Raw genomic sequence first — 12,920 nt, forward strand, 5'->3', positions numbered from 1 at the left:
AGGGAGAGCAAATGCTCTCCCTTGTTATTAGAATTGAATAGCCCAACCAACTAGAAAGCCTTGGGAAGCGGTATTGTAGGCAAAAACATCACCGTTATCGTAATCCACCCAAGTGGATTTATAGGCCAGGTTGAGATCAGACCAACTGTTTATTTGGTAGCGCACACCTGTTAGCACTGAACTTGTAAAATCTGTGTCGCTTCCAAGTCCGACATCTACGCTCGCGTGAAAATGCCAATCTTCACTAAGCGAGTTCGTCCACCGAATTCCTACCAGATAATCTATCCAGTCTTCATCGAGCGATTTCGCTTTATCTAGAGCACCTCCCTGTGTATACAGTTTGGCGTCGATGTCGTTGTCCCACCAACGGATTCCAGCCATATAGTCTATGGCGCCAACCTCGTACTCAACGCGTTTGAATCCTTTGGCTTCAAGTACACCTTGCCGGATGTCTACATTCCCTTTCAATAATTCCAAGTTAGTGTCCAACACGGCATCGGAGTGACCACTGAGCTTCATAAAGCTGTAATCAACGTAGTAACCCCATTGATTGGCGTAAATACCTTCAAGGCGAAGCATTGCTCCCATATCGATATGATCCATGATGAAAGCAGGATCAATATCTACATCAGTGGAGAGGTCTCCAATTCGACTGTCTCCCCGAATGTTCAATGCCAATGCATAGATCTCCATGCTGTGTCGCCATTGTGAATGCGCTTCTGTTTCTGATATATCGCTAGCATCAGCAGAACAAGCAGCCCAAAGCATACCGAGACAAAAAATATTCCTTTTTTCCATCTCTTATCTTCCTCTTATATGAGTATTAATTCATATGTTTAAGGTAGTTCATATTTGTGGAACTGCTCAGAAAATCCTCTTTTTCAGTAAAAACCTCTGACATACAATTGACAATACCCATCTAGACCGACCGGTTTGTTTTGTTTATTGTGTATGCAAATTAACCACGAGGTGATGTATGAAATATGATCTAACACCAGTGCAAATGGAAAATGCTCTTAGCTCTATGAAGGAAGCATTTACAGCTAACCCGATGCCAAGTCAGGCGAGCAGAATCAAAAAACTAATGGGGCTTAAGTCCGCGCTAATCGAATATACAGACAAACTTTGCACAGCTGTCAGCCTAGATTATGGGCACCGAAGCCAACTGGATACATTGATGGCAGACATCGTGCCTTGTATCGGTAATATTGACCATACGATTGACTGCCTGCCACATTGGATGACGTCGTCAATTCGCCACTCCGGTGCTTTGCTTTCTACGTCTCGAGTTGAAGTGGTTTACCAACCTAAGGGTGTAGTTGGGATTGTTACACCATGGAACTTTCCAATCATGCTGTCTGTGGGGCCACTAATATCAGCGTTGGCAGCGGGTAATCGAGCGATGATAAAGATGAGTGAATTTACCCCATACACCAACCAGGTGCTGGGTGAAATGCTCGCAACGGTATTTGATAACAGTGAAGTTCAAATTGTGGAGGGTGAAGCCGATATCGCTGCATCGTTTACGGCGTTAAGTTTTGATCACATGTTGTTTACGGGGTCAACGCAAGTTGGTCGCCACGTAATGAAAGCCGCTGCGGCCAATTTAACACCTGTAACTCTTGAATTAGGCGGAAAATCGCCGGTGATAGTGGCAGAAGACATGCCAATCGATATTGCGGTAGAACGCATTATTTATGGCAAAAGTCTGAACAATGGGCAGGTCTGCGTAGCCCCAGATTACATATTGTTGCCAGAGAGCAAAATTGAACAGTTTATTGATGAGTACAAATCTCAGTACCAAAGCTTATTTGTAGAAGGGGTGTATTCGAACAACCTGACCTCAATGGCCAACCAAAGGCAGTATGAACGCATCATGGCGCTGATGGATGAAGAACAGCAAGCAGGAACTCGAATTGAAGCCTGCCATAGCGATGCACTTGATCCTGATATCGATAGGTTAGTCACTCACTTACTAGTCGAGCCAAGCTTGACCTCCACTGTTATGACAGAAGAGATCTTTGGCCCTTTACTGCCAATTATCGGGTATCAAAACATCGAAGAGGCGTTTTCCATCGTCAATAGTAAACCTCGACCTCTCGCGTTATACCTAATGACTTTCGATCGAGACTTGCAACAGGAAGTGAAAACCAAAGTTCATTCCGGGGGAATGTGCATCAACGATTGTGTGTTCCACTTGGCTGTGGATGACGCACCGTTTGGTGGCGTTGGAGAGTCTGGGCTGGGGCACTATCACGGTAAAGAAGGGTTCCTCACTTTCTCACATGCTAAAACCGTAATGGAAACGGGTTTGGACCATAGAGTAAAACACTTGTTCTCAGCGGAAGATAACGAATTGAAAGCAGCAGTCATGAGTATGCTTGGAAAGTAGTATGTGATTTTAATTAAACTTTAAGGTTATTAATATGTTAGAGCGATTTTTTGAAAAAACGATCAAGTCCTATTTGATCATCACGGGTCTACTGACAGCCACTGCATTCTCTACGTTTTTGGCACCAGACTGGAGCATGAGGACTCTGTTTTCCTATAACGATGTCATGATGATGAATAAAGAGTATCTGCAAGGAACCTATCAGCATTGGGGAGTGATGGTGGGTTGTATCGGTGTTCTGCTCATGTTCTCGGCAAAATACAAACAGCTTAGAACCTCGACAATGATTTACAGCGCGTTCGAGAAATCCATGTTTGTTGGCATTTTCTTGTACAACGTTTGTATCAATGATTACCAATGGTTTTACGGTTGGAGTGGTGTATTCGCGCTCGATGCGTTTGTGACGGTTTATTCGTTGGTCTACCTGTATTACTACTTGAATAGAGATAAAACGAAAACCCCAGCTCACCTTCGTTAATCTTCTCGCTAAAGTTAAGCCCGCATACAGCGGGCTTTTTTCGTTCTAATCCGAATCAAAAACAGTGAGATCAAAAAGATCTTTCTTGACACATAATTGACATTACCACTCTAGACCGACCGGTTTGTATTGGTATATTGTTTAATCATCAAATGACAAGAGGCAATACTCATGACAAACCAAAACTTTAACTATCAGCTAAAAACCACGATACACGCGCAAGAAAACGGCATTGCGAATATCCCAATGTTATTCGCTCGGCTTGGCGCTAAACGCGTTGTGCTTTTTTCAGATCAAGGATTGAAGCAACTTGGTTACATTGAAAAGTTCTCCGCTCTATTTGAAGGCCAGCACCAAGTAGAATTGGTTGGGACCTATACCGACATTGAGCCTGATGCAACATGTGACAACATTAACGCTGCGATCTCTTACGCTCATAGCGTGCAAGCTGATGCGATCCTCTCGGTTGGCGGTGGCAGTGTTATTGATGCGTCAAAAGGGGTGAAGTACGCATTTCACAAAAACATTAATGACATTCGCTCTATGATCGCAGGTGGTGGGCACATGGAGGTATGGCCAAATAATCAAGACATCAATATCCCTCATATTGCTGTTCCTACTACGGCGGGTACCGGTGCTGAAGCATCGCCTATCGCAGTCTTTTTCAACGAACACGAAAACATTAAGGCCAGCTTAGTGGCTTCTGGCTTGGAAGCGGACATTGCTGTACTTGACCCAACCCTAACCACCAAGCTTCCAGCTCACTTAACTCGTTCTACAGCGATGGACGCGCTGACCCATGCGGTTGAAGCGATTGTGTCCCCAATGAGTAATAGTTTCACGGATGCTTATGGCATTCATGCAGCTAAGTTGATTGTTAATAATTTACCTTTGGCACTAGAGCAACCAGACAACTTAGTTGCGAGAGCCAACCTATTGCAGGCGAGCACTATGGCTATTTCTGCGTTCTATGCTTCGCTGGGCGGCATTCCAATTCATAACTGTGCTCATGCATTTGGGGCGATCAGCCATATTCCACATGGGGACGCCAATACGGTCTTAATGCCGATTGTGGTGGAAGCTTTACCTGAATTCTATGTACCGAATGCACCCAAATTAGCCGCCGCTTTCTCATTGGAAACCTCTGGCAGCAATGAAATGGCTTATCAGCGAGTTCTTGGTTTTTTGCGTGAGTTCCAGGTTCGTATTGGAGCGATGCAACGTTTTAGCCAGTGGAGTTTCGATGATTCGATTAAGCAGGAGATAGCTCAAGCGATAGAAAAGGACATCAGTTTCCAGTTTTATCCAATGACCTCTCAAGCTATTGCCAACATCATTGAAGGCGCTGTTTAGCTATGCGTTATCGATACATCCATTTAGGAGGCTGACGATGAAAATAGAAAATGTACTGCTATCGGCGTTGATCGTTTTTGCACCATTAGTGCTGTTTATTTAGTTTTTGATAACAAGGACGTTTTGTTTTTCGTATCTGAGGAGGCGAACCATGCCTTATAAACGTTCAACTTTAGCATTGTTGTCTTTGTCTGCTTGCGCGCTGTTTTGGAGTCCGTTGAGCTCTGCCAATCAGGCGTATTCTGAATTGTCGAATTCATCTCAGAGGCAAGTCGTGGCGATGTTAGAGAAAGCTTATGCCGGAGACCCTCACGCCCAGATGGAAATTGCTCACCATTATTTAGATGGTACACATGTGGAGCAAAGTGAAGAAAAGGCAGCTCAATGGTTCAAAACGGCGGCAACGGCGGGTAACCCAGAAGCTCAAACTCAGCTCGGCCTCATGTACTTTTCTGGCAGCGGCGTCCAAGCCGATCAATCGCAAGCGGTGGTCTGGTTGGGGAAAGCTGCGGAACAAGATTACGACCCTGCGCTCGACTTATTACATTGGATGTCCCAAGCCGCGCACTGATTCTAATACACATTTTTCACAGTAATTGGAGAACGTCCTATGAAGACATTCAAGAAGTCTTTAGTTTTTACCGCGATGGCTGCAGCAAGCGGTGCAGTTGTGGCAGCGGAAAATGAACAACCCAATATTGTCGTAATTGTTGGCGACGATGTAGGATTTGCCGATACGCAGCCTTATGGTTCTGAGGTCGCTACACCCAATTTGATGGAGCTTGCTGAAGAGGGCGTTAAATTTACTAACTTTCACGCGTCACCTACTTCTTCGGTGACTCGTTCAATGATGCTGACAGGTGCGAATAGCCATGAAGTTGGCTTGGGTACGTTTGATTACGCGGTTTATCCTGATGCTGTTGGTAAACCAGGTTATGAAGGTTTCCTCACGAAAAAAGGCGTGACGGTTGCAACATTACTTAAAGAGAGCGGATACCACACATACATGGCGGGTAAATGGCATTTAGGCCACGAGGACGGCTTTTTACCCGATGATCGTGGTTTTGAAGAAAGCTATGGGATTCTAGCTGGTGGCTCAAATCACTTTAACCGAGACATGATGTTCCCGGCAAAAAATGCTGCGACAGCGCAAGCGCTTCAAAAAGGTGAGGTGCCTGGAGTGGAGGTGGAACCGACATATCGAAATGGTGAAGTAGTCGCAGACGAATACAAAGGCCAATATTCAGATCAGGTGTACACCGATGAAATCATCAAGATGATTGAGAGCAATCGAAAAGATGGTAAGCCGTTCTTCGCGTACGTTCCATTCACCGCGATACATCTACCGCTGCAAGCACCTGAAGCGGCATACGCTGATAAAGTCGAATACTACGCTGAACACGGTTGGGATTCTGTTCGAGAAGATCGATTTAATCGAATGAAAGAGATGGGAGTAATTCCAAAAGACGCTTCGCTGTCCGATCGGAACTCTCTAAGCCGCCCATGGGATTCATTAACAGAGAAAGAGCAGCAGTGGTACGGTAAAAAGATGGCTGTTGCAATGGGTATGATGGAGCTTCAAGACCAACAAATTGGTCAGATCGTAGATTATCTAAAGAGCATTGGCGAATACGACAATACTTACATCATGTACCTTGCCGACAATGGCCCAGAAGCGGCAGACATTACTGGAGAAAACATCAGTGATCTAATTCGTACATGGACGGCACATCACTTTGATAATTCAGTCGAAAACCTTGGTAAAGCAAACTCAAGTGTTTCTCTTGGTCCCGAGTGGGCGAGTGCCTCTACAGGTGGGCTGTCGTGGTACAAAGCGTATACAGCAGAAGGCGGCATCCGAGTCCCGTTCATCGTGAAACCAGCCAAAGAGCTACTTGAAGGTGATGGTGCATTAAAACCGGGTACACAAACCAACGATCTTTCTCAGGTGAAAGATGTGGCGGCAACCATCTTAGAAATTGCAGAGGTTGAGCACCCTGGCACGACCTACAAAGGAAGAAAAGTTGCACCAATGAGTGGGGTAAGTTTACTGCCGTATTTTGAAGGGAAAACGGAAACGGTTCATACCAACGATAACCCGATTCCATTCGAGTTGTTTGGTAGTGGCATTCTGCTTAAAGGTGATTACAAGATCATTCGTATCTCAACGGGTATGGGCGGTGACAGTGAATGGCACATGTATAACACCAAAACAGACCCTGCAGAGCAACATGATTTAAGAGATAAGAAGCCTATCTTATTTAGAGAGATGCTGGCGGATTATCAAAGTTACGAGCGGGAGCAGAACATTATCCCTGTTGATGAACGCTGGAATCCATTTGAGAATGTGAAATAAGCGTTAGCCCATATAGGGGAAGCATCGGTCGCTTCCCCTCAATCATAAAAGGACGTTCTTGTGACTGAAAAGTTAAGGCGTTATCTATGACAACTCTCTCTGTTCCTCAGTTTAATGGCAAAGCACACAGTAAGCTTCAGGCTCTCGCGAAACCCATTGGTGCGGTGTGCAATATAAATTGTACTTACTGCTACTACCTCGACAAACAACAGCTTCTAGCATACCCAAAAGGGGAGCCATATATTATGGACGAAGAGATGCTTGAAGCGTATATCAAACAATACATTGAGGGCCAAAACACACCTGAAATTGTCTTCTCTTGGCATGGTGGTGAACCCACTATGTTGGGATTATCATATTTCCAAAAAGTCGTCGAGTTTCAGCAAAAATATTGTCCGGAACATAGCAAGATCAGTAACGACCTGCAGACAAATGGAACGCTATTGAATGACGAATGGTGTCAGTTTTTTAAGCGTCATGATTTTATTGTTGGCGTGAGCATCGATGGCCCTGAGCATTTGCATAACCACTACCGAAAAAAACGAGCGGGTAAAGGGACGTTTGCGAAAACCATGAACGGCATTGAGCTTTTGAAATCTCATGACGTTTCGTTTGCCACACTCACATGTGTTAATGACGTGACAGGGCGATACCCGCTTGAGGTTTATCAGTTTTTACGTGATGAGGTTGGTTCGAAACAGATTCAATTCATCCCTGTAGTAGATAAACGCTCTAGCTCCACGAACAATAAATGGTTGCATGCGAGCAAAGCGATCATTCCTGTATCTGGGCCGGTGGAATCATGGAGCGTAGATTCTCACCAGTGGGGAGTGTTCCTCTCTACTATTTTTGACCAATGGTTCGAGCACGACTTTGGCAAGGTGTTCATTCCTTACTTTGAAAACGTCATCGGTATGTGGATGGGTAAGCCAAGTACGATGTGTACTTTGAGTGATATCTGTGGAAAAGGGTTAGCTGTGGAGCCTAATGGTGATGTGTACTCGTGTGATCATTATGTGTATCCAGAGTTCCGAATCGGCAATATCCTTAAAACGAATCTAGCAAGTATGGCCTTTTCCTCACGCCAACAGGCTTTTGGGTTTGGTAAACAAAAATCACTGCCAAAACAATGCGTACAATGTGAGTTTAAGTTTGCCTGCCATGGTGAGTGTCCTAAGAATCGTATTATTAAGTCTCGTGATGGTGAAGACGGTTTGAACTACTTATGCACTGGCTGGCTTAAGTTCTTTAAGCATGTGGATCCGACCATTCATGCACTGCTTAAGGCCAATGGCATTGAGCAAACAAACTCTTGATAAATAGTAATATGCAACTTGTTTATTTCTTCTTGTCTACTAAGCTTTGAACGAGACAGGGAGAGTGGGAGTAATTACATGAAAATTCAGAGTGTTTTCTTGATCGTTGCCGCATGTGGCCTGACCCCGATTGCTCTGTCGTATGGTTTTTCACCTGCCGCATCTTTGGGCATTTTGTTCAACATAGATGCAACTCCAGTGAATGTCTCTCATATTTTCCGAGCGGTGATGGGGCTATATCTCGCCTTAGCCACATTTTGGGTTATGGGAGCATTCCGCAGCAATATGAGGCTACATGCCCTCTATAGTTTGGTCATTTTTATGTTCGGCTTGGCTATTGGCCGAATGGTGAGTCTAGTTGTGGATGGAATGCCTCATTGGTTGTTATCCGTATATTTATTACTGGAACTAGGTTTTGGAATCATTGGCATCAAGATGATTCGAAAAGAAGAGATTGAAACAGAATAGGGACGTCATATGAAAAGGATATTCCATCTCATTATCTTGAGTATATTGGCAAGCTGGTCTTCGCTAGGGGTGGCCGCACAAGAACAGCCGAATATTTTTGTCATCTTTACTGATGATATTGGTATTTCTAACGTCAGTGCTTATCACAATGGGGTGATGAGCAGCCAAACTCCAAATATAGATAGCATTGCAGAAAATGGAATGATGCTAACGGATTATTACGCTCAGCCGTCTTGTACCGCTGGGCGTTCTGCTTTTCTAACCGGGCAGTTTCCTGTGCGAACCGGTATGCACACCGTTGGCTTGCCTGGAGGGCCGGTAGGTCTGCATGCGGATACTCCAACGTTACCTGAGATATTGAAAACGATGGGCTATGTGACTGGCCAGTTTGGTAAGAACCATCTTGGTGACAGAGACGAGTTTCTACCTACGATGCACGGTTTTGATGAGTATTGGGGTTGGCTATATCACCTAAACGCCATGGAATACACCGAAGACCCTGATTGGCCAACCGATCCTGCGTTTCAGAAGTTTGCGCCTCGTAACGTGATTCATGCAAAATCTGATGGCAAAGGGAAGCAAACCATTAAAGATGATGGGCCACTGACGATCGAACGGATGAGAACTCTTGATGACGAAGTGAATAAGCATGCTATCGACTTCATTGAAAGAGCGGTCAAGGCCGATAAACCTTTCTTTACGTGGTATTGCCCTTCGAGAGGCCATGTGTGGACGCATCTGTCGCCAGAGTATGAAGCCATGCTTGGAAAAAATGGTTGGGGGCTGCAAGAAGTGGTCATGAAAGATCTCGATGACCATGTAGGGGAGATGTTTGCAAAACTAGAAGAGCTCGGGGTAGCAGACAATACTATCGTGATTTTCACCGCGGATAACGGCCCTGAGATCATGACGTGGCCTGATGGCGGTATGACACCTTTCCATGGTGAGAAAGGGACCACTTGGGAAGGGGGCGTTAGAGCACCTGCTTTAGTCAGCTGGCCAGACAAAATCCCAGCAGGCTCTGTGAACAACGGCATATTTGATGGCATGGATTGGTTACCAACGCTAGTCGCTGCAGCGGGTGGCCCTACCGACCTCAAAGAAAAACTACTGAAAGGCCACGATGGCTTCAAAGCCCACCTTGATGGTTACAACCAATTAGATATGCTCACGAAAGATAGCCAATCGAATCGAAATGAAATTTTCTATTATGAGCGTGACAAACTTCAGGCGGTTCGAGTTGGTGATTGGAAAGCTCACTTTGTGGTTCAGAATCATGGATGGAGTGGACCAAAAGAAGAGTTAAATGCCCCTTTGCTCTTTAACCTTCGCCGAGACCCTTACGAAAGGGCAGCGGAAGAATCTGGGATGTACCTAAAGTGGATGGGGCAAAAAATGTGGGCATTTGGTCCTGCGCAGGCAGCAGTGCAGCAACACTTAGCGACCTTTAAAGAGTGGCCGCCTCTCACTCCGGAAATGCCAGCTACAAATAATGGTGGTGTGGGTAACTAACCTAAAGCACCAACGAAAAAGGCCCGCATCGCGGGCCTTTTGCTATATGGAGCTAGTCTAGCTAATTGAGGAAATCGTTTCTTGCATGGCCGTATCTAGAATCGCGCGATTTCTTTGCATTGCCGCCATGAGGGTAGAGCCAAGCCATAGTCCATAAAGTGTGCGAGACAGCGCTTTAGGATCGGCGATATTAAAGTCGTCATCTTCATTTCCTTCAATAAACAGATCCGCCATTCGCTGGATGATTTTCTCGGCACCCTCCGACATTGTGTACTGCATTTGGTTGGAAGTGCCTGAAATCTCACCTGCCAGTTTGACGACCAAGCACTGAATTTGAAAGTCGTCCGTTAGCTTGGAGTTGCTCCAAAACGTAAAGTACTCAATCACTCTTTGTTGGCGAGTCATTGTCTCATCACTTAAGTAGCCATCTAATATCGATAAGTGATTATCGAAGTAATCCCCAAGTAGGATTTCGCCAAAATGCTCTTTCGATTTGAAGTAGTGGTAAAAAGAACCTTTTGTGCCTTCTGCCTCGTTGATGATCTTCATAAGCCCAACACCGGCAAACCCATGTTCATTAATCAGCTTGAAGCCAGCATCCAACATGGCTTGACGCATATCTTTCATTGGTTATTACTCTCTACATAACATAGTCTAGATAGTATACCAACCGCTTGGTCTAGTGACGACAAGTAATTTCACTTAACCATATTTGAAGGTGAATGTAACTTAGCCTTCAGCTGAGAAATTACATCGTCGGGGGCGAAAGGTGCAAGCTTATTAATACAGGCTTGTGCGGTTTTCAACTTGTGCCTAACTTGTAGATCGCAGCGTGCATATAGGTGATTTGGGTCTTGGCTTAGGTTGTAAGCTTTGGCAAGTGCGGAATCAGCTTGCGTCAGGCTCGATTGCTCTAGTGAAAGCCCATAAACCAGCCAGTATTGTGCGTTCTCAGGCTCAGCGACTGTGGCTTGCTTAAAGTAGCTGATGGCCTCACTCTTGTTCTTCTGCCGTATCAAAGATAGTCCGATGGAGTACATGAATACTCCAGATGAAGGTTGAGCATTGAGTCCTTGCTTGAGTACGTTTAACGCCAATTCCTCTTTTCCCGCTGACTTGTATAAATCGGCTAAGTTGATATAGCTGTTAGGGTAGTAGGGTTCAATTTCTATAGCAGAGGTGTAAGACGTAATGGCTTTATCAAGCTTTCCTTGTGCGCGATAGACGTTGCCAAGATTGGTTCTTCCAAAGCCTCTATCGCTGTTATAAATCTGAATACTTAAATACTCTTCAAGTGCCGGCTCAATACGCTGTTTCTGAGCTATTGTCATGGATTGCCAATGTTTGGCTAAAGCACCTGCCGCTTCTGTCCGAACAGCATAAACAGAATCCTCCAGTAAAGGCGCCAATAGCTGCCATTTCTGATCGAAAGGATAGTTGATTGCTCCTTGAACCGCGCCTAACCTAATGAGCTCGTTCTGGTGTTTCGTTGCTCGCGCTAATGCCACTAGGCTATTTTGTCCTGGATGATTGGCTATGCGTTGTAATGCTGAGGCTCGAATAATGGCACTTTCCCCTGAGTTCTGGGCAACATATGACAATGCATTTCCGGCACTATTATGATTGATGGCCGAGGCATAAAAGGCGATCGAAAAGTGTCGTGGGTTTCGATGCTCTGAGTTTGGAAACCATTTCTCCAAAGCACTATTGGCCCATTGATCGGTTTTATCCTCGTGACAGCTCGTACAAACGTTCGGTGTACCGATGTTCATAGAAAGATCGGGCCTTGGGATTTGCCAACTATGGTCACGTCGGGGGTCAACTTGCATATAAGTCGTTTCCGGCATGTGACACGTCGTGCACTTTGATGCCTCGCTGTTGGGTAAGTGGAAAGTGTGCTTATCTGAGCCGTATTCTTGTGGAGAGTGGCACTGAGCGCAGACCGTTTCCTCTGGTATTTTCAATTTTGCATTGTGCGGGTCGTGACAATTGGTACAACTGACTCCTTTTTCTGCCATTTTTGACTGCAGAAATGAGCCGTAGACGTAGTCCTCGTCATATATCTGACCATCATGATGATACAGTTCAGGGGTAATAGTACTGAGCAAGTAGCGGTCTAGAAAATTGCCGGAGACATGATCGTTACTTTCGCTAAGCTGAACTCGTCGGCTATGGCATTGCGCGCACACCGCCAATTGATCGGTATCTTCAATAGCAAGAGGTTGAGCGGTTGAACTGCCTTCTTTAATAACCCATTCTTTTACCGCTTTTGATAGATCACGTTCGAAGCCAAAGTGCGCTTGTGGTTGTTGACTTGAGTTGGCCCAGTCAAGGTGAGCTTGCCCAGCACCATGGCATGCCTCGCAGCCGACACTGATTTCAGACCACGTTGTTTTATAAGTGTTTGTGTCAGCACTATAGTTTTTTTCAAGGTTGGTTGAGTGGCAATCTGCACACATGAAATTCCAATTCTGACCTGTGTTAGTCCAATAAAATTCATCTTTGGGGGTCATGTTCGGGTAGAGGTGGAACCATCGCTGTCCACCTTGGTTTTCTGGCCTTGAGTCCCACGCAAAAGGAATCAGTTGGACTCTACCATCCTCGAACTCAACCATATATTGCTGAAGTGGGGTGACGCCAAAAGTGTATTTGATTTGATAGTCATGCCATTGGCCATCGGGCCCTTGTATGTTGACCAAGAACTGATCATTGAGTGTGAAGAAGCGGTTGACGCTACCTTCAAACTCGAACTTAGCATCGTTGAAGTCACCCAATACTGTTTTGGCAGTAGCGTGCTGCATTGCCTGTTGATGGTGAGAACCTTGCCAGGCTTGGAAGGCATCTTGGTGACAGTCGGCACAGGCATTACTTCCAACAAATTGGCTTGCATGGGCAGAGGAAAAGATAGCTGCAATTATATACAGCGTTATAATGGATAAAGTCTTAGCCAGTGACGTGTTCATGAATGTCCTTATTCATTTGATTCGAAGTCTCTGCTTCGTATGACTATGATTATAGACACCATATTGTTTTATATGGTTTTTT

11 protein-coding genes are annotated in these 12,920 nt (G+C 45.2%); 8 read left to right on the top strand and 3 right to left on the bottom strand.

The genetic code is table 11. The features are described 5' to 3' along the window. Positions 1–27: 27 nt before the first annotated feature. Positions 28–798 carry a hypothetical protein gene (locus ACXABW_RS21540; RefSeq protein WP_457525487.1) on the bottom strand — a complete coding sequence of 257 codons (771 nt, stop codon included), beginning with the start codon at positions 796–798 and terminating at the stop codon, positions 28–30. Between the two features lie 178 nt (positions 799–976). Here ACXABW_RS21540 and ACXABW_RS21545 point away from each other — a divergent pair, with 178 nt between their 5' ends. The 8 genes from ACXABW_RS21545 to ACXABW_RS21580 all read left to right on the top strand — a co-directional run bounded on the left by ACXABW_RS21545 (position 977) and on the right by ACXABW_RS21580 (position 9,875). Next, positions 977–2,392 carry a coniferyl aldehyde dehydrogenase gene (locus ACXABW_RS21545; RefSeq protein WP_457525488.1) on the top strand — a complete coding sequence of 472 codons (1,416 nt, stop codon included), beginning with the start codon at positions 977–979 and terminating at the stop codon, positions 2,390–2,392. A gap of 34 nt (positions 2,393–2,426) precedes the next feature. Next, complete coding sequence (locus ACXABW_RS21550; protein ID WP_103197247.1) at positions 2,427–2,870, top strand: hypothetical protein; 444 nt, start codon at positions 2,427–2,429, stop codon at positions 2,868–2,870. Positions 2,871–3,041: 171 nt separating this feature from the next. Continuing rightward, complete coding sequence (locus tag ACXABW_RS21555; RefSeq protein WP_457525489.1) at positions 3,042–4,223, top strand: iron-containing alcohol dehydrogenase; 1,182 nt, start codon at positions 3,042–3,044, stop codon at positions 4,221–4,223. 151 nt (positions 4,224–4,374) lie between these two features. Beyond that, complete coding sequence (locus ACXABW_RS21560; RefSeq protein WP_457525490.1) at positions 4,375–4,794, top strand: tetratricopeptide repeat protein; 420 nt, start codon at positions 4,375–4,377, stop codon at positions 4,792–4,794. A 39-nt stretch (positions 4,795–4,833) separates the two neighbouring features. Beyond that, positions 4,834–6,579 carry an arylsulfatase gene (locus ACXABW_RS21565; protein WP_457525491.1) on the top strand — a complete coding sequence of 582 codons (1,746 nt, stop codon included), beginning with the start codon at positions 4,834–4,836 and terminating at the stop codon, positions 6,577–6,579. 86 nt (positions 6,580–6,665) lie between these two features. Next, on the top strand, positions 6,666–7,895 hold the full coding sequence (locus tag ACXABW_RS21570; protein ID WP_457525492.1) for an anaerobic sulfatase maturase: 1,230 nt from the start codon (positions 6,666–6,668) through the stop codon (positions 7,893–7,895). Between the two features lie 78 nt (positions 7,896–7,973). Then, positions 7,974–8,363: a DUF4345 domain-containing protein gene (locus tag ACXABW_RS21575; RefSeq protein ID WP_457525493.1), complete on the top strand. Its 390-nt coding sequence runs from the start codon at positions 7,974–7,976 to the stop codon at positions 8,361–8,363. Positions 8,364–8,372: 9 nt separating this feature from the next. Next, the gene (locus ACXABW_RS21580) at positions 8,373–9,875 is read left to right on the top strand and encodes an arylsulfatase (RefSeq protein WP_457525494.1); all 1,503 of its coding nucleotides are present in this window, start codon (positions 8,373–8,375) and stop codon (positions 9,873–9,875) included. Between the two features lie 57 nt (positions 9,876–9,932). Here ACXABW_RS21580 and ACXABW_RS21585 read toward each other — a convergent pair whose 3' ends face one another. Both ACXABW_RS21585 and ACXABW_RS21590 read right to left on the bottom strand, forming a co-directional pair. Beyond that, on the bottom strand, positions 9,933–10,502 hold the full coding sequence (locus ACXABW_RS21585) for a TetR/AcrR family transcriptional regulator (RefSeq protein ID WP_457525495.1): 570 nt from the start codon (positions 10,500–10,502) through the stop codon (positions 9,933–9,935). Between the two features lie 71 nt (positions 10,503–10,573). Further along, positions 10,574–12,838: a multiheme c-type cytochrome gene (locus tag ACXABW_RS21590; protein WP_457525496.1), complete on the bottom strand. Its 2,265-nt coding sequence runs from the start codon at positions 12,836–12,838 to the stop codon at positions 10,574–10,576. Between the last annotated feature and the right edge of the window lie 82 nt (positions 12,839–12,920).

The organism is Vibrio paucivorans, assembly GCF_054053395.1.